Source organism: Micromonospora chokoriensis, assembly GCF_000718555.1.
GTDB lineage: Bacteria > Actinomycetota > Actinomycetes > Mycobacteriales > Micromonosporaceae > Micromonospora > Micromonospora chokoriensis_B.
In genome coordinates this window covers 317,490-334,589 of record NZ_JOAN01000015.1, presented here as the reverse complement: position 1 = coordinate 334,589, position 17,100 = coordinate 317,490, and the positions used below count along the sequence as shown (strand labels likewise).

20 protein-coding genes are annotated in these 17,100 nt (G+C 71.0%); 11 read left to right on the top strand and 9 right to left on the bottom strand.

From position 1 onward, the window contains the following. The first annotated feature begins 5 nt into the window (after positions 1-5). Positions 6-884 carry an aminotransferase class IV gene (locus tag IF46_RS0121315; RefSeq protein ID WP_051724063.1) on the top strand — a complete coding sequence of 293 codons (879 nt, stop codon included), beginning with the start codon at positions 6-8 and terminating at the stop codon, positions 882-884. On the opposite strand, the gene IF46_RS0121310 is transcribed toward IF46_RS0121315, so the two are convergent. Next, positions 885-1,472, bottom strand: a complete 588-nt coding sequence (locus IF46_RS0121310; protein ID WP_030490117.1) for an FABP family protein — start codon at positions 1,470-1,472, stop codon at positions 885-887. Positions 1,473-1,477: 5 nt separating this feature from the next. Next, entirely contained in the window at positions 1,478-1,582 is a 105-nt protein-coding gene (gene mtfM / locus IF46_RS35540) for a small membrane protein MtfM (protein ID WP_030327764.1), read from the bottom strand. 12 nt (positions 1,583-1,594) lie between these two features. On the opposite strand from mtfM, the gene IF46_RS0121300 reads away from it, so the two are divergent. The 3 genes from IF46_RS0121300 (at position 1,595) to IF46_RS0121290 (ending at position 4,480) form a co-directional block, all read left to right on the top strand. After that, on the top strand, positions 1,595-1,969 hold the full coding sequence (locus IF46_RS0121300) for a DsrE family protein (protein ID WP_030490116.1): 375 nt from the start codon (positions 1,595-1,597) through the stop codon (positions 1,967-1,969). Between the two features lie 79 nt (positions 1,970-2,048). Beyond that, positions 2,049-2,429 (top strand): SCP2 sterol-binding domain-containing protein, encoded by a 381-nt coding sequence (locus tag IF46_RS0121295; protein WP_030490115.1) that lies wholly within the window; start codon positions 2,049-2,051, stop codon positions 2,427-2,429. Further along, positions 2,426-4,480: a glycogen debranching N-terminal domain-containing protein gene (locus tag IF46_RS0121290; protein WP_030490114.1), complete on the top strand. Its 2,055-nt coding sequence runs from the start codon at positions 2,426-2,428 to the stop codon at positions 4,478-4,480. The genes IF46_RS0121295 and IF46_RS0121290 overlap by 4 nt, the downstream gene beginning before the upstream one ends. Positions 4,481-4,499: 19 nt before the next feature. On the opposite strand, the gene IF46_RS0121285 is transcribed toward IF46_RS0121290, so the two are convergent. The 7 genes from IF46_RS0121285 to IF46_RS0121260 form a co-directional block, all read right to left on the bottom strand. After that, on the bottom strand, positions 4,500-5,351 hold the full coding sequence (locus IF46_RS0121285) for a hypothetical protein (protein ID WP_030490113.1): 852 nt from the start codon (positions 5,349-5,351) through the stop codon (positions 4,500-4,502). 55 nt (positions 5,352-5,406) lie between these two features. Next, complete coding sequence (locus tag IF46_RS0121280; RefSeq protein ID WP_420063583.1) at positions 5,407-5,862, bottom strand: winged helix-turn-helix domain-containing protein; 456 nt, start codon at positions 5,860-5,862, stop codon at positions 5,407-5,409. A gap of 192 nt (positions 5,863-6,054) precedes the next feature. Continuing rightward, on the bottom strand, positions 6,055-6,375 hold the full coding sequence (locus tag IF46_RS0121275) for a DUF1416 domain-containing protein (protein ID WP_030490111.1): 321 nt from the start codon (positions 6,373-6,375) through the stop codon (positions 6,055-6,057). Between the two features lie 2 nt (positions 6,376-6,377). Then, entirely contained in the window at positions 6,378-7,226 is an 849-nt protein-coding gene (locus IF46_RS0121270) for a sulfurtransferase (protein ID WP_030490110.1), read from the bottom strand. A 206-nt stretch (positions 7,227-7,432) separates the two neighbouring features. Continuing rightward, entirely contained in the window at positions 7,433-7,510 is a 78-nt protein-coding gene (locus IF46_RS35645) for an Ms5788A family Cys-rich leader peptide (protein WP_310503780.1), read from the bottom strand. A gap of 104 nt (positions 7,511-7,614) precedes the next feature. Continuing rightward, positions 7,615-8,403, bottom strand: a complete 789-nt coding sequence (locus IF46_RS0121265; RefSeq protein ID WP_030490109.1) for a DUF2993 domain-containing protein — start codon at positions 8,401-8,403, stop codon at positions 7,615-7,617. A gap of 104 nt (positions 8,404-8,507) precedes the next feature. Then, positions 8,508-9,566, bottom strand: coding sequence for a hypothetical protein (locus IF46_RS0121260; RefSeq protein WP_030490108.1), 1,059 nt, complete (start codon positions 9,564-9,566; stop codon positions 8,508-8,510). A 241-nt stretch (positions 9,567-9,807) separates the two neighbouring features. Between IF46_RS0121260 and IF46_RS0121255 the strand changes: the two genes are divergently transcribed. The 7 genes from IF46_RS0121255 (at position 9,808) to pstB (ending at position 16,945) form a co-directional block, all read left to right on the top strand. Continuing rightward, entirely contained in the window at positions 9,808-10,527 is a 720-nt protein-coding gene (locus tag IF46_RS0121255; RefSeq protein WP_181518701.1) for a winged helix-turn-helix transcriptional regulator, read from the top strand. Between the two features lie 154 nt (positions 10,528-10,681). Next, positions 10,682-11,563, top strand: coding sequence for a polysaccharide deacetylase family protein (locus IF46_RS0121250; RefSeq protein WP_030490106.1), 882 nt, complete (start codon positions 10,682-10,684; stop codon positions 11,561-11,563). A gap of 58 nt (positions 11,564-11,621) precedes the next feature. Continuing rightward, positions 11,622-12,548, top strand: coding sequence for a mycothiol synthase (gene mshD / locus IF46_RS0121245; protein WP_030490105.1), 927 nt, complete (start codon positions 11,622-11,624; stop codon positions 12,546-12,548). Positions 12,549-12,840: 292 nt separating this feature from the next. After that, on the top strand, positions 12,841-13,947 hold the full coding sequence (gene pstS / locus IF46_RS0121240) for a phosphate ABC transporter substrate-binding protein PstS (protein WP_030490104.1): 1,107 nt from the start codon (positions 12,841-12,843) through the stop codon (positions 13,945-13,947). Positions 13,948-13,974: 27 nt separating this feature from the next. Then, positions 13,975-15,066 carry a phosphate ABC transporter permease subunit PstC gene (pstC, locus tag IF46_RS0121235; protein WP_030490103.1) on the top strand — a complete coding sequence of 364 codons (1,092 nt, stop codon included), beginning with the start codon at positions 13,975-13,977 and terminating at the stop codon, positions 15,064-15,066. Continuing rightward, positions 15,063-16,151, top strand: coding sequence for a phosphate ABC transporter permease PstA (pstA, locus tag IF46_RS0121230; RefSeq protein ID WP_030490102.1), 1,089 nt, complete (start codon positions 15,063-15,065; stop codon positions 16,149-16,151). Before pstC ends, pstA begins: the two co-directional genes overlap by 4 nt. Before the next feature lie 17 nt (positions 16,152-16,168). Further along, the gene (pstB, locus tag IF46_RS0121225) at positions 16,169-16,945 is read left to right on the top strand and encodes a phosphate ABC transporter ATP-binding protein PstB (protein WP_030327780.1); all 777 of its coding nucleotides are present in this window, start codon (positions 16,169-16,171) and stop codon (positions 16,943-16,945) included. The last annotated feature ends 155 nt before the right edge of the window (positions 16,946-17,100 follow it).

Here is a 17,100-nt window from a genome sequence, read left to right as displayed (position 1 = left end):
TGGTCATGGTGACGTCGTCCGTCGGGAAGGTCGCGGCCGACCCGACCGCGCGGATCGCCGTTCTGGGGCTCGGCCCGGTGCCGCCCGGCGACCCGGTGCTCCGCGGTGACGACCTCGGGGTGCTGCACGGCGACGGCCTCTTCGAGACCATGCACCTGCGGCACGGCCGGCCGTGGCTGCGCGACGAACACCTGGCCCGTCTGGCCACGGCCGCCGCCGCCGTCGAGCTGGCCCTGCCCCCCACCGCGGCGCTGATCGACCTGCTGGACGAGGTACGGGCTGGCTGGCCAGCACCTGTGGAAGGGGCCCTTCGGCTGGTCTGCACGCGAGGCCCGGAGGCCGGCGGCCCGCCGACGGTCTACGCCACGCTGGCCGAGGTGCCGGCGGCCTCCCGGGCCGCCCGGCGGGACGGAATCGCCGTGGCCAGCCTGCCGCTGGGGCTGCCCGCCGCCGCCCGGACCGAGCTGAGCTGGCTGCCGGCCGGGATCAAATCCACGTCGTACGCGGTCAGCAGCGCCGCCCGCCGCTGGGCCCGCCGGGCCGGCGTGGACGACGTGCTCTGGATCTCCTCCGACGGATACGCGCTGGAGGGTCCCACCGCCAACGTGGTGTGGCTCACCGACGACACGCTCTGCACGGTGCCCGCCGCCAGCACCGGCATCCTCGCCGGCACGACAGTGGCCTGGCTGCTCGCTCACGCCACCGAGCTGGGCCTGAGCGCCGCCGAACGGATGGTCACCCCCGCCGAACTGCACGCGGCGGACGGCGTGTGGTTCACCTCGTCGCTGCGCGGAGCCGCCGAGGTGAACACGCTGGACGGGGTACGTCGGGCTCGCTGCCCGCGTACCCCCGCCCTGCAAGCCCTGCTGGGTTTCCCCGTCTAGTCAGCCGCCGACCCGGACGAGGCGCGCCGAGAGGTGCGGGCTGAGCCCGTGCCCCATGGCGGCCATCTCCTGGGCGTAGAGCAGCGCACCCTCGACGATGCCGAAGAGCCGGTGCCCACCGGTGACCTCCTTGGCGGTGGGAGTCCGGATGACCGCGTCGGTGGCGAACTCCAGCTGCGTGCCGGTGCGCTTGCCCAGGTGCAGCTCCATCACCCCGGTCGGGGTGGTCAGCAGCGCCTCCAGCTCATCGGTCGCCCGGCCATCCACCAGCACCGGCCGCCACCAGCCGACCTCACGCCCGGCCGGACGGACCGGCTTGCTCTGCTCGTCGAGGATCCAGGCACGCGACTCGTAGTGCAGGAACGGTCGGCCGTCGTGGCTGATCCGGATCTCCTGCGCGTAGTCGAAGTCGTCGATGGTGGGGAAGCCGCCCTTGCCCCGGCCGCGCCACAGGCCGATGTACGGCAGCAGGGCATCCAGCGCGGGGTGCAGCTTCGGCCCGACCCGCAGGTCGTGACTCTCCTCGAACGGGTACTCCTCGACCGGCGGCGCGTTCAGCCACGGCGGCTGCAGCGGGTTCTCGCTCACAGGCGTCACCAGCGTCCTCTCGAAATGCGTACGGCTAGGTAGACCAAGCCACCGGCGAGCCCGCCCAGGCCAGCGACCAGCAGGCTGACAAACCCGATCTCGGTAACCATCCCGGCCATCCTATGCTGGGCCACATGGCCCGCACTCTCGTCGTCAAGGCCACCGCAGGGGCGGACGCTCCGGAGCGGTGCGCACAGGCATTCACCGTCGCCGCGACGGCGGTCGCGGCCGGCGTGGACGTCTCGCTCTGGCTGACCGGTGAGTCGACCTGGTTCGCGCTGCCCGGTCGCGCACAGCAGTTCGAGCTGCCGCACTCCGCGCCGCTGGCCGAGTTGCTGCACGTCATCCTGACCAGCGGTCGGGTGACCGCCTGCACCCAGTGCGCGGCCCGACGAGAGATCGGCCCGGACGACGTACTGCCCGGGGTCCGGATCGCCGGCGCCGCGGTCTTCGTCGAGGAGGCGATGGCCGAGGGCGCGCAGGCACTCGTCTACTGACCGCACGGCGGCGGTGGGGCGATCCGAGCGGAGTGCCGATACCGACCCGACATCTCGGACGGCTGCCTACGATTCGGATGTGACCGAGGCGGTGGAGAGGTTCTTCGAAGCGCTGCCGTCGCGCGCCCCCGACATCCTGGGCGGTCTGGCCGATGGCACTCTGCAGATCGACCTCGGCGACGACCACCGCACCGAACACTGGCTGGTCCGGATGCGGCCCGGGTCGGTGCAGGTCACTCGCGGGCGTGGCCCAGCCGACGCCATCTGGTACAGCAGCGCCGCCCTCTTCGACCGACTGATCACCGGCGAGGCCCAGGGGGTCGCCGCGGTGCTGCGCAACGAGAGCACGTTCAGCGGGAACGTGGTGCTCTTCCTCGCCTTCCGCCGGTTCTTTCCGAGCCCACCCGGCACCCGCGACCCCCGCGAAACGGCCCGTCGAGCGGCCGGACGACTGAGGTGAAGGAACTCGTCAGCATCCTGGACGGCAACACCTTCCTGGTCAGCGACCGGCGGGGGGACATCGAGCCGTCCTACGACTTCCCTACCGGGTTGTTCTCCTTCGACACCCGATTCCTGTCCACGTGGCTGCTCACCCTGGACGGCAAGCGGCTGCACGCCCTCTCCGTCGACGACAACGAGTCGTACCGCACCAAGTTCTTCCTCGCCCCCGGCGAACCCACGCACTACCTGGACGCGAAGGCGTCGGTGATCCGCAGCCGGGCGATCGTGGGCAGCTTCGAGGAGGAGCTGACCGTGCTGAACCACACCGGCGCGGACGTCGAGTTCACCGTCCGGCTCGACATCGGGGCCGACTTCGCCGACCTGTTCGAGATCAAGCGCCCCCGGCAGAAGCGGGGCGAAACGACAGTCTCGGTATCCGAAAACGAGCTGCGGCTGACCTACCGGCGAGAGGCGTTCCACCGGGAGACGACGGTCACCACCACCGCCCCGGCGCAGGTCGACGACACCGGGATGACCTTCCGGATCCGGATCGCCCGCAACAGCAAGTGGACCACCCGGCTGCACGTGTCAAGCGTCGTCTACGGGGCTAAGGGCGAGGACATCCGGGCCACCCTGCCATACGGCGGCAGCCGCAACGCCGACGTCATCCGAGCCGAACAGCAGGAGCTGATCGACCGGGCGCCGAAGCTCGGCTGCGACTGCGAGCCGTTGGCCGGGGCGTACCGGCGCAGCCTCAACGACCTTGCCGCACTGCGCTACGAGTCGATCGCCCTTGGCGTGCGGCTGATCGCCGCGGGACTGCCCTGGTTCATGACCCTGTTCGGCCGGGACAGCATCATCACCTCGTTGCAGGTGCTGCCGTTCCTGCCAGAGCTGGTCCCGCCGACCATCCTGATGCTGGCCGGCCTGCAGGGGCAGCGGGTGGACGACTTCCGGGACGAGGAACCCGGCAAGATCCTGCACGAGCTGCGGTACGGGGAGACCGCCGGCTTCGAGGAGCAGCCGCACTCGCCGTACTACGGGGCGGCCGACTCGACGCCACTGTTCATCATCCTGATCGACGAGTACGAGCGCTGGACCGGCGACGCCGCGCTGGTGCGTCGACTGGAGCCGCAGGTCCGGGCGGCGCTGGAATGGATCGACACCTACGGTGACCTGCTCGGCACCGGCTACCTCTGGTACCAGACCCGCAACCCGGAGACCGGTCTACAGAACCAGTGCTGGAAGGACTCCTGGGACGCCATCTCGTACGCCGACGGCCAGATGCCCGGCTTCCCCCGAGCCACCTGCGAGTTGCAGGGGTACGCGTACGACGCGAAGATGCGGGCCGCCCGGCTGGCCCGGACCTTCTGGAACGACCCGGAGTACGCCGACGGGCTGGAGCGGCAGGCCGCCGATCTCAAACGGCGGTTCGACCGCGACTTCTGGATCGCCGACCGCGAGCACTACGCGCTCGCGCTGGACGCCGACGGCCGGCAGGTGGACGCGCTGACCTCGAACATCGGGCACCTGCTGTGGAGCGGGATCGTGGACGAGTCCCGCGCCAGCAAGGTGGTCGAGCACCTGCTCGGGCCACGGCTCTTCTCTGGCTGGGGAGTGCGGACGCTCGCCACCGACGAGGGGCGGTACAACCCGATCGGCTACCACGTGGGCACGGTCTGGCCGTTCGACAACTCGATCATCGCCTGGGGCCTGTGGCGGTACGGCTTCCGGGACGAGGCCGGGCTGATCTGCGACGCGATGCTGGCCGCGTCCCAGTACTTCCAGGGGCGGCTGCCGGAGGCGTTCGCCGGCTACGCCCGGGACCTCACCGACTACCCGGTGGAGTACCCGACCGCGTGCAGCCCGCAGGCATGGTCGACCGGCACGCCGTTGCTGCTGCTCCGGGTAATGCTGGGGTTGGAGCCGCAGGGCGAGCACCTGATCATCGACCCGGCCGTGCCGCCGGGGATGGGCCGCGTCGAGCTACTGGACATCCCCGGCCGGTGGGGCATGGTCGACGCGTTGGGCCGCAGCCGTGGCCCGCAGGATCAGCCGGGCGACGGCTGACCCGAGCGGGCTGCTCGGCTCAACCCGGGCAACCGACGGTGGCGGCCAGTCGGGTGGCGTCCGGGCTGATCTCGGCCAGCACCGTGACATCGCCGGCGCGGTACGCGTACACCGGGGGTTGATCCAGCAGTGGGGCGTTGCCGGCCAGCGGGGCGAGTGCGGCCGCCGGGCCGGGACCAACCGACGAGCGCACGGTACGGGCCAGCCCGCCGCCCGGGCAGGGCGCGGTGACCAGCTCCGGCGCGGCGTCGGGCCGGTCGAGCGCCCGCAGCGCGGCGGTCAGCGCGGCGGTCTCCGGGCCGGCAGCGGTGGCCGAGGTCGGCGGGTAGCCGTCGCCGACCGGTCGGCAACCGGTGTCGACGATCAGACGCAGCCGGCCGTCGACGGTCGGCCGCCCCTCGACGGCGACGAATTCTCCGGCGTCGGCGCGCAGCTCGGGGCCGCCCAACCCACGCCCCACCCCGGCCCGCCAGCTCGCCGGCAGCCGCTCGGCGATGCCGGCCAGCACGGCCTGCTCGTCACCGGCGGGCGCGAGCACCCCGACCTCACGCCGCAGCCTCGCCCCGTCGGCGAACGGGGTGACCCGGCAACCGGACGCGATCCGCGCCGGGCCCAGCTCCAGCAGGCCCGCTGCGCCGGCCGCGCGGGCCAACTCACCGACCGCCCGGTCGACCACCGGGCCAGCCTGATCGAGGGAGCGCTGTTCGCGCACGGTTGGCGGGTCGTTCCGCGCCGAGGTCCAGGTGAGCCCGGCCAGCAACACGGCCCAGGCCGTGGTCGCGACAAGCAGCCAACGCCGCCGCGACCGGGCCGGTGCCGGCGCGGCGGGGCCGGCCGGAGAGGCCCAACCCGTCTGCACAGCACCGCTCACCCGGCCATGGTGTCACGCGTCCGCCGCCGGGCCAGCGGCGGAGGCGGTCGGCAGGTCAGTCGCCCCGCCGGGGCGGAGGGTCGAGTCGGTAGCCGATCCCGCGCACGGTGTGCACCTGCGGCCCACCCGGCAGGCCCCGCAGCCTGCGCCGAAGCCGCTTGATCGTGGATTGCAGACCCGCGGTGTCCGTGCCACCCAACACCGAGACACAGAGCTGTTCGTAACTCCACACCACCAGCGGCGGGCCGATGAGCAGGGCGAGCAGCTCCCGTTCGGTGGGGGTGAGCGGGACTGGGTCGCCACGCCAGGTGACCCGGCCTCCGGCCCGGTCTACGACCAGCTCGCCCCACTCGGCCGGGCCCTGCGGCAGCACCACCGGGGGGACCGGCCCGACAGCCGACGCCGGGTCCGTCGGCGATGACAGCAGCTCGCGCAGCTCGGTCAGGTCGGCGCAGCTGAGCACCGGGGCGAGCCCGTCAAGTCGGCTCAACACCCGATCCCGCACCGACAGGTCCGTGCTCACGCAGACGACGATGGGGATCCCTTCGTCGGACACGCCACTCTCATCCCTGAATTCCACCCGTAGATAGTGACGCATGCCGATGGACTTCGGCACCCGCTCCGGCGTGCCGACGCTTCGGGGCAACGACCGGGGCCGGCCACCCGGCAAGGGTGACCGGCCCCGGTCGATCAGAGCAGTGGGTCAGGCGACGGTGACGGCGACCTCGTTGACACCTCGGCCGGCAGTGACGGCGGTGTCGCCGTTGCCGTGTCGGGACAACGCCCGCAGCGTCCAGGAACCTGGCGCGGCGAAGAACCGGAACTGGCCGGCGGCCGAGGTCACCACCTCGGCGGTGAACTCACCCGTCGAGTCGAGCAGCCGGACGTACGCGCCGGGCACCGGCTCGGCCTCCGCGGAGCGGACGATGCCGGTGATGACGGTTTCCTTCTCCAGGTCCAAGCCGGCCGGCAGCGGCGCGGCCTGGTCCGGTGCGGCGCAGCCCGCAGCGATGGGGAGAGTCATGATCAGGCCTCCCCGGGTTCATCGCCAAGCGCCACCGGCACACCCACCAGCGAGCCGTACTCGGTCCACGAGCCGTCGTAGTTCTTGACGTTACGGTGACCCAGCAGCTCCTGGAGCACGAACCAGGTGTGCGACGAGCGCTCACCGATCCGGCAGTACGCGATGGTCTCCTTGCCGTCGTCGAGCCCCGCGTCGCCGTAGATCCTGCGCAGCTCGTCGTCGGACCGGAAGGTGCCGTCCTCGTTGGCCGCCTTGGACCACGGCACGCTGATCGCGGTGGGGATGTGGCCGGCCCGCTGCGCCTGCTCCTGGGGCAGGTGGGCGGGGGCGAGCAGGCGACCGGCGAACTCGTCGGGGCTGCGCACGTCGACCAGGTTCTTGGTGCCGATGGCGGCGACGACCTCGTCGCGGAAGGCCCGGATGGAGGTGTCCGGCTCCTGCGCGACGTACTGCGTGGCCGGGCGGGACACCGCGTCGGTGACCAGCGGGCGGGCGTCCAGCTCCCACTTCTTGCGACCGCCGTCGAGCAGCTTCACGTCACGGTGGCCGTAGAGCTTGAAGTACCAGTAGGCGTAGGCGGCGAACCAGTTGTTGTTGCCGCCGTACAGGATGACGGTGTCGTCGTTGCTGATGCCCCGCTCGGAGAGCAGCGCCTCGAACTGGGTCTTGTTGACGAAGTCCCGACGGACCTGGTCCTGGAGGTCGGTCTTCCAGTCAATCTTGATGGCGCCGGCGATGTGGCCGGTGTCGTAGGCCGAGGTGTCCTCGTCGACCTCGACGAAGACGACGCCCGGGGCGTCGAGGTTCTTCTCGGCCCACTCGGCCGAAACGAGTGCGGTGTCGCGACTCATCGAATCACTCCCTGGTGAGGATGGATGGTGAGCCAACGCGCGAGTATCGATAGATGTATCTGTCGCACCACGCGCGGGACCCAGCGGAAGGACGGGATCACGGGTTCGTGCGACGGCGCCGCTGCCGGGCGTTCGGTGGGATGACCGGAGGGTGCGAGAACCCTGTGCCGGTGGCCGCCGTCAGGCGGCCGGAGACAGCCCCGCCGTCAGATGACGGGGCGACACAGGCAGGTGGCCACGCGGCACAGGTCGACCGCGCGCCGTTTGGTGAGGTGGGTCCCCATGGTCAGGGAGCGTACCAGTCAGTGACCGTGCTGCCACTGGGCCGACCACCATCCGGGATCGCCCGGGCCGTCAAGGAAGTCGGCGTCCCACGGCGCACCCGGGTTCAGCTAACGGAGTTGATCGGCACGTTCTTCGCGTCCGCGGTGACGGCCAGCCCCTCCGGCAGTGCACGGACCTCCCGGACGGCGAGCTGGAACGGCAGGTCCGGGAGGGGGACGTCGATGGAGATGCCCTTCGCGTAGTTGCTCAGGAAGGCGCGGGCCAACGGCAGGTTCGGCAGACCCGCGGCGTCCAGGTCGTTGAAGCGCAGGGCAACAGCGCCGTTGTCGGCGACGGTGACGTCGGCGGTGCCGCTGATGGTGAGCTTCTGACCGAGGATGTCGGCCGGGGCCGTGACGGCGAGCTTGCCGTTCTGCTCGCCGAGCTTGAGCCCAGGACGCTTCAGCAACGCGGCCAGGCTGTCGTAACTGATCGTGCCGGTGCCGTTGACGGTGTCCGCCACGACGTCACCCTGGCCGGTGCGCAGGGTGTCCAGTGAGGCCCGCACGTTGCGGGCGGTCACATCGAGCACCGGCAGCCGGACGGTGTCGCCCTCGACCGGGGCCTGCACGTCCCGCAGTTTGATCGAGATCCGCTCGTAACGGCCATCGAGCACCTGGGTGAGGAACGGAGTTCCGGCCACCTGCACCTCCGGCGCGGCGGATTGCGCACCCTGCTTGGTGACCTCCTGACCGACCCGGTCGGCGATCATCCGCTCGGCCACCCCGACCGCCACCCGGTCGGCGACCACCAGCAACCCCGCCAGCAGCAGGAGCAGAACGAACAGCCCGATCAGCAGCTTGCGGCCACGCCGTCGGGGTCGCGCCTCGTACGCCGGATAGTCCTGCGCCACGCCGCCTCCTGTCTTCGCCCGTCGCGCCGCGACGGGTCGTCCGTACCGATGCCGCCGGGCGGCGCACCCGTAGGTACCCGACCGGCTCGGCGCTCAACCGTGGCTCAGAGGAAGAGCATGCACATCGCGTACGCGGCGGGTGCCGCCAGGGCGAAGCCGCCGAGCGGACCCTGCATGTGCCGGGCCACCCACATCGTGGGCGGTTCCCCGGCCATCAGCCGGCCCGCCTCCGCGTACCCCACGGCGAGGTCGGAGAGGACGGCGGTGACTGCCGCGACCAGGCCGATCACGGCGGCCCGGGTCGGCGTGAAGGGGGCGACCAGGTAGCTGCCGAGCAGAGCGCTGGTAAGCGTGCCGACCATCGCGCCGGCCACCACGCCAGCGGCACCCCGGGGCACCTGTGGGGCCAGCCGGGGCCAGGGCAGCACGGCGTCGGTGAGTCGGGCGACGGTCAGCGCGACGCCGCTCGCGGTCAGGCAGACGGTGATCGCCTGGGTGCCGGCCGGAATCCGGCTGAGCACGATCAGGGTGCCGAAGGCCACCACCCCGACCACGATGAGCAGCGTGGCGCCGAGCGAGTCGGTGACCCGGACCCGGTCGACCCGGCGAACCAACTGGCCGAGCACCGCGGCGAGGAACCCGCCAGCAGCCAGGAAACCCAGCGGTGCCAGGCCGGCGACGTCGCTCTGGACCGCGGCGATGTCGGCGAACGCCGCGACCGCGGCGCTGATCCCGGCGACCACAAGCAACGCGGGCGGACGCATGGCCATCGTCCAGGCGAGCACGAACAGCAGTTGGACGCCGAAGATGATGAAGGCGAACGGCAGCCGGTTGCCGGGGCCCGACGTCTGCGCGCCGAGCACCAGGCCGACACCGAGCAGCGCGGCGAAGCCGGCGATGGTCAGCGCCAGTTGGCGGCGCACCTCGACCGGGGGGATGACCTCCTCTTCCGGCTCGTCGATCTCGTCTTCGGATCGGCGGGCCGGCTCGCCGGAGCGACGGGCACGGCGAGGCCCACCCCGTTCGCGGTGATCGCCATCGGTGGTGGCCGGGCCGGTCCGCGGCGCGGGCGGGTGGCCACGGGTCGGTGCGGCGGCCGGGCCCGGATGGGGCCCGGCGGGCCACGATTCGCGGCCGGCCTCGGGCGAGGTGGAGGGAAACACGACCCGATCGTGCCAGACCGACCGCCCGAGGCGGTGGCCACGGGTTTCAACGACGTTAAAATCCATGCCACGATCAGGGGCAAGCTAGACAAACAGGAAATGACCTGACGGCGCGGCCGAGGCGATCGGTTACGCTCAACGCGTTACCCGCCCGTCAGCGACGCCGGGACCACGCAATTTCTCAGCGCGCTCCTTGATGAGTGCGACTGGTCGCGTGCGGCCACGTGCCGCCGGGACGGAGGTGATCGTGGAGATCCTGCTGCTGGTGACCGCGCGCGCAGGTGAACCGTCGGCTGTGCTGCCGGCACTCGACCTGCTGCCGCACTCGGTCCGCACCGCGCCGCGTGACGTTCGCACCCTGGTCGCGGGCCCCAGCCCGGACGCGGTGATGGTGGACGCTCGATCGGAGTTGAGCGAGGCCCGAGCGACCTGCCGAATGTTGCACGCCACCGGGCTCGGCGTGCCGCTGGTCGCGGTGGTGACCGAGGCCGGTCTGATCGCGTTGAACGCCGACTGGGGTGTCGACGACGTCATTCTCGCCTCGGCCGGCCCGGCTGAGGTGGAAGCGCGGCTGCGGTTGGCGGTGGGCCGGCTCAGCAACGCGACGGCTGGCGCGGGTGGCTCGATCCGGGCCGGCGAGCTGACGATCGACCCGGACACCTACGCGGCCAAGCTCAAGGGCCGTCCGCTCGACCTCACCTACAAGGAGTTCGAGCTGCTGAAGTTCCTGGCCCAGCACCCCGGCCGGGTGTTCACCCGGGACCAGCTCCTGCGTGAGGTCTGGGGCTACGACTACTTCGGCGGCACCCGCACGGTAGACGTGCACGTCCGGCGACTGCGCGCCAAGCTCGGCTCGGAGTACGAGTCGATGATCGGCACCGTTCGCCAGGTCGGCTACAAGTTCGTCGTTCCGCCGTCGCGGTCGCTGCCCGAGGCGGAGCACGCACCCCTGCCGGTCTGATCCGCGGACCACCCTGGACGATTTCCCATATGCCCTTTTTGCGCAGCTTGGCGGTTCTATTCTGACTGCCGGGTTTGTCGGAGAAAGGGGTGACGGTGCGCGCACTGAACACGGGGGCGACGGGCCGGGCTGACCGGCGAGCCAGGCGGAAGTCGTGACGCGGGGCAGTTCGACCGCGCGGGCCGCGGGGATCGTGACGCTTGTGGTGGCGGGGCTGCTCGGCTCGGCGTACGTGCTGGGTCGCAGCCTCGTCCCCGACCAGGCCCCACGAGACGCCACCGGGGTCACCACGAGCGCCGACGGGCCGCACTACGCCGACCAGCCCAGCGTTGGCGAGCCCGGCGGCGCCCCTCGCGCCAGCGCGAGCGCCAGCAGCGATGCCGGCCCGGCCGAGACCGGCCAGGACGGATCCGGCCAGGACGCCGGCGGCGACAAGCTGTTCGGCGCGCACGCCACCACCGGCAGCCCACGGCTCGCGCTGACCTTCGACGACGGACCGGACCCGCGCTACACCCCGCAGGTCCTCGCCCTGCTGCGCGAGTACGACGTGCGGGCCACGTTCTGCGTGGTCGGCGAGAACGCCCAGAACCACCCCGACCTGGTCCAGTCGATCGTGAACGACGGGCACACCCTGTGCAACCACTCCTGGCACCACGACGTCGGCCTGGGCGCCCGGTCGGCCGACGCGATCCGCACCGACCTCCTGCGCACCAACGCGGCGATCCGGGCAGCGGTGCCGGACGCGCCGATCGTCTGGTACCGCCAGCCGGGCGGGGCCTGGACGTACCCGGTGGTGTCGGTGGCCCGGCAGCTCGGCATGACCCCGCTGCACTGGTCGGTGGATCCATCGGACTGGGATCTGCCCGGAGCCAGCAAGATCACCGCGACGGTGCTGACCCAGGCCGCACCGGGCTCGGTAGTACTGCTGCACGACGCCGGCGGGGACCGCCAGGGCACGGTGGACGCGCTGCGCCGGATCCTGCCCGACCTGACCGCGCGGTTCGAGCTGGAGGCCCTCCCCACCGACCCGACGTGAGCCGCAGCTTTACGGCGACGGTCCGGGCGGCACGACACGTAACGGATACGGTGGCCCAATGAGCAGCGCGGAGCCGACCAGCGACCAGGTGACCCGGACCGACCGACTGGCGTCGGCGGAGATCGCCGACGTGCTGGCCCTCGCCAGCGCCGCGGGCGACACCGACGGAGCTGACCCGCTCGACGAGCACGTCCTGCTCCGGCTGCGCGACCCCGACGCCCCCGCCGTGCACCTGATCGCCCGCGCCGACGACGGCACGCTCACCGGGTACGCCCATCTGGACACCACCGACCCGGTCGGCGGGATCGGGGTCGAGCTGGTGGTGCACCCCGCGTACCGCCGACGGGGCACCGGGCGGGCGCTCGCCCGGGGCGTACTCGCCTCGGCCACCGGGCCGCTGCGGGCGTGGGCGCACGGCGACCACCCCTCGGCGGCGGCGCTCGGCGTCGACCTCGGGTTCACCCGGGCCCGGGTGCTCTGGCAGCTGCGCCGACCACTGGCCGCTCCGCTGGGCGAGCCGCGCCTGCCCGACGGGGTGGCGCTGCGGGCGTACCGGCCCGGGGCGGACGACGCGGCCTGGCTGGCCCTCAACGCACGGGCCTTCGCCGAGCACCCCGAGCAGGGGCGGTGGACCTCCGACGACCTGCGGGTCCGCCTCGCCGAGCCGTGGTTCGACCCGGCCGGCTTCCTGCTCGCCGAGGAGACCGCCACCGGCCGGCTGCTCGGTTTCCACTGGACCAAGGTGCATGAGCGCCCCGGGTCGGCCCGCATCGGCGAGGTGTACGTCCTGGGTGTGGAGCCAACCGCGCACGGCGGCGGGCTCGGCCGGGCCCTGACCACCGCTGGGCTGGCACATCTGCGGGACAAGCGCGGTCTGGACCGGGTGATGCTCTACGTCGACGAGTCGAACGCCGGGGCGGTCGCGCTCTACGAACGGCTCGGCTTCGCCCGCTGGTCCGCGCACATCAACTACCACCTCGGCTGACCGGCCGACCGTCGTCCCGACCGGGTCACCGGGGGATAACGGCGGGGCGTCGGGGATATAACGCCTAACCGGAAATATGCCCATACTTCCGACAGGCGTACCCCGGTTCACTTAACGGACAACTCACCCTCAGCGACCGGTCACCTTGACGGCCGTACGTGTTCACCTTGCGTTCACTTGCGACCGGCGAACCGGCTACCTGGCACTTCTAACTTTCGTGTCAGCCGGTCACTGCCGGTCCTCGGGCCCCGGGATCGGGGTGCCAAGTCAGACGCGAAGGGAAACCCCTCAGGTGAAGCTCCAGCGGTACGGCGCGATTGCCGGCCTCGCTCTTGCTGCGACGCTCGGTCTCAGCGCATGCGGCTCGGACAACAACGAGCCCACTCCCGGCGCCAGCGCTTCGGGCTCGGCCGCCGCGGTCGACTGCGCCACCGGCACGCTGAACGCCCAGGGCTCGTCGGCGCAGAAGAACGCCATGGCCGAGTGGATCAAGGCGTACCAGCAGAAGTGCCAGGGCTCCACGATCAACTACGAGCCCACCGGCTCCGGCGCCGGCGTCGAAGCCTTCAAGGCGGGCACCGCCGACTTCGCCGGCTCCGACTCCGCCCTCAAGCCGGAGGAGCAGCCGCAGGCCGACGCCAAGTGCGTCGGTGGCAAGGCCATCCACCTGCCGATGGTTATCGGCCCGGTGGCCGTCGCCTACAACATCAGCGGCGTGGACAACCTGCAGCTCAAGCCGGCCACCCTGGCGAAGATCTTCGCCGGCAAGGTGACCAAGTGGGACGACGCGGCGATCAAGGCCGACAACCCGGGTGCCACGCTCCCGGCGACCACCATCCAGACCGTCCACCGGTCGGAAGAGTCGGGCACCACCGACAACTTCACCAAGTTCCTCTCGAAGACCGCCGAGGCGGACTGGACCTTCAGCAACGCCAAGGCATGGAAGGCCCCGGGCGGCACCGGTGCCAAGGGCTCGGACGGCGTGGCCAGCAAGGTCAAGGCTGCCGACGGCTCCATCGGCTACATGGAGTGGTCCTTCGCCGAGAACGCCGGCCTGAAGATGACCAAGATCGGCAACGGCGCTGGCGAGTTCGCCGCGCTGACCGCCGAGTCGGCCGGGAAGACCATCGCCGGTGCCGCTGTTGAGGGTCAGGGCGACGACCTCAAGCTGAAGATCGATTACAACACCAAGGAGGCCGGGGCCTACCCGATCGTCCTGGCGACGTACGAGATCGTCTGCAGCAAGGGCCTCGCGGCCGACAAGCTCAAGCTGGTCAAGGGTCTGCTGGGCTACGCCGCCAGCACCGAGGGCCAGAACTCGCTGACCGACCTGGGCTACGCCCCGCTGCCGGAGACGGTTCGCGCCAAGGTCGAGACCGCGGTCAAGAACCTCTCCTGACCCAACCAACCCGAATCGAGCGAGCAGATGGGTGAAACCCCTCACCGCTCGGCCGACGCCGGCACCGGTGGGACGCGCGTGACTCAGAGTCACGAGCGGCCCGCCGGTGCCTCGGCGCGTATGGCCGAGGCACCAGTCAGCACCCGATCCCCTGGTGGCACCGGGCTGGGCGGCGGCGGCGCGCTGCCGCGCAGCCGGAAGTTCGGCGCCGAGCGGGCCTTCCGCGGTCTCACACTGGCCGCCGGCACAACGGTTCTGGTCATCATCGCCGCCATCGCGATCTTCCTGATCGCCAAGGCGGTGCCGGCCCTACGCGCCAACACAGAGAACTTCTGGTCCTACGAGGGCTGGTTCCCCAACGATCCGCAGCCAAAGTTCGGCATCGGCGCGCTCGCCTTCGGCACCGTGCTCAGCTCGGCGCTGGCGCTGCTCATGGCAGTGCCGGTGGCGCTGGGCATCGCGCTCTACCTCTCGCACTACGCGCCCCGCCGGCTGGGCACCGCGCTCGGCTTCCTGGTCGACCTGCTCGCCGCCGTGCCGAGCGTGGTCTTCGGCCTCTGGGGGCGGGACATCTTCAGCAGCCCGGTGCGGGACTTCTCGGTCTGGCTGAACCACCACTTCGGCTGGATCCCGCTCTTCGGCGGCGAAGGCCCGTTCGGCGCGTCCGTCATGTTGGGCGCCCTGGTGCTCGCGATCATGGTGCTGCCGATCATCACCTCGCTCTCCCGCGAGGTGTTCCTGCAGACGCCGACCGCGAACGAGGAGGCCGCCCTCGCCCTGGGCGCCACCCGCTGGGAGATGCTCCGCACCGCGGTGCTCCCCTACGGTCGCCCCGGCATCATCGCCGCGACGATGCTCGGCCTCGGGCGGGCGCTCGGCGAGACCATCGCCCTGGCGCTGACCCTCGGCATCACCTTCGGCATCTCGTTCAACCTGATCCAGAACGGCGGCAACACCATCGCCGCCAACATCGCCAACGCGTTCGGCGAGGCGAACGAGACCGGCCGAGGCGCGCTCATCGCCTCCGGTCTGGTGCTCTTCGCGATCACGCTGATCGTCAACATCACGGCGCGGGCGATCATCTACCGCCGCCGGGAGTTCACGGAGTCGGCCGCATGACCACAACCGTCACCTCCCACCGCACCCAACCGCCGGCCCAGCCCGCCTCGCTGCGGGCCAAGCGGCTGCCCTGGTACGCCGCACCGGCCATCGCCGTGGCGGCCCTGGCGCTCTCCGCCGCGCTCGTCTACGGCACCGACATCGGCGGCCCGGTTCTCGTGGTCGCCCTCGGCGCGGTGCTCTACCTGGTCGGGCTCTTCGCCGCGGCCACCGCGGTCGAGGGGCGCAGGTCGGCCCGCAACCGCACCTGGAGCGCGCTGATCCACTCCGCGTTCGTGCTGGCGGTGCTGCCGCTCGTGTCCGTGGTCTGGACGCTGGTGAGCAAGGGCACCGAGCGGCTGGACGGCAACTTCTTCCAGACCTCGATGAACAACATCGGGGCCCGGGACGCGAACGGCGGCGCGTACCACGCGATCGTCGGCACCCTGGAGCAGGTCGGCATCGCCGCCCTGATCACCGTGCCGCTCGGCATCCTCTGCGCGATCTACATCGTCGAGTACGGCCGGGGCAAGTTCGCCTTCGCGATCCGGTTCTTCGTGGACGTGATGACGGGCATCCCGTCGATCGTCTCCGGCCTCTTCGTGCTGGCGTTCTGGGTGCTGGTCGTGTCGCCGTGGTTCAACGACGGCCGGCCGAGCTTCTCCGGCTTCGCCGCCGCGCTCGCGCTGAGCGTGCTCATGCTGCCCACAATCGTCCGGTCCACCGAGGAGATGCTCCGCCTCGTCCCGGCACCACTGCGCGAGGGCGCCTACGCGCTCGGCGTACCCAAGTGGAAGACCATCCTGCGGGTGGTGGTGCCGACGGCGCTGCCCGGCATCGTCACCGGCGTCATGCTCGCCATCGCCCGCGCCGCCGGCGAGACCGCGCCGGTCCTTCTGGTCGCCGGCGGCGGCGCCGCGATCAACGCGAACCCCTTCGAGAACAACCAGTCGTCGCTGTCCCTCTTCGTCTACCAGCAGGCCGGTGACGCGTCGAAGTACGCACCGGCACGGGCGTGGACCGCGGCACTCACCCTGGTCGCCCTCGTGCTCATCCTGACGATCGCGGCGAAGCTGCTGGCTCGCCGCAACAGGCTCAGCCGATGAACCCCGGAGGTACCACCATGGCCAAGCGCGTCTCAGCCACGAACGTCACCGCGTACTACGGCGGCTTCAAGGCGATCGAGAACATCAACCTGACGGTCGAGCCGAAGACGGTCACCGCCCTCATCGGGCCGTCCGGTTGCGGTAAGTCCACGTTCCTGCGGTCGATCAACCGGATGCACGAGGTGCTGCCGGGGGCCCGGGTCGAGGGCAGCCTGACCATCGACGACCAGGACATCTACGACCGGGACGTGGACGTCACCGCGGTCCGGCGCACGATCGGCATGGTCTTCCAGCGGCCGAACCCGTTCCCCACCATGAGCATCTTCGAGAACGTGGTGGCCGGGCTGAAGCTCAACGGGGTCCGCAAGAAGTCGATCCTGGAGGACGCGGCCGAGAAGGCCCTGCGCGCCGCGAACCTGTGGGGCGAGGTCAAGGACCGGCTGGGCAAGCCCGGCGCGGGCCTCTCCGGCGGTCAGCAGCAGCGGCTCTGCATCGCCCGGACCATCGCGGTCGAGCCGCAGGTCGTCCTGATGGACGAGCCGTGCTCCGCCCTGGACCCGATCTCCACGCTGGCGATCGAGGACCTGATGTTCCAGCTCAAGGACAAGTTCACGATCATCATCGTGACGCACAACATGCAGCAGGCCGCACGGGTCTCCGACCGGACCGCCTTCTTCTCGATCGAGAAGACCGGCGACCCGGGCCGGCTGATCGAGTACGACAACACCCAGAAGATCTTCAGCAACCCGAGCGTGAAGAAGACCGAGGACTACATCACCGGCCGCTTCGGCTGAGCCGCTGGCTCCCGGTCCACGAAGGGGCGTCGGTCGACCTGACCGGCGCCTCTTCGCGTATCCACAGCAACCTCAGCGGCATCGAGCTTGATCGACTCTTCACCCTCCATTAATTCAGACTTTTCCCTACAGCGATGCGTTGAGTGATTTGATCA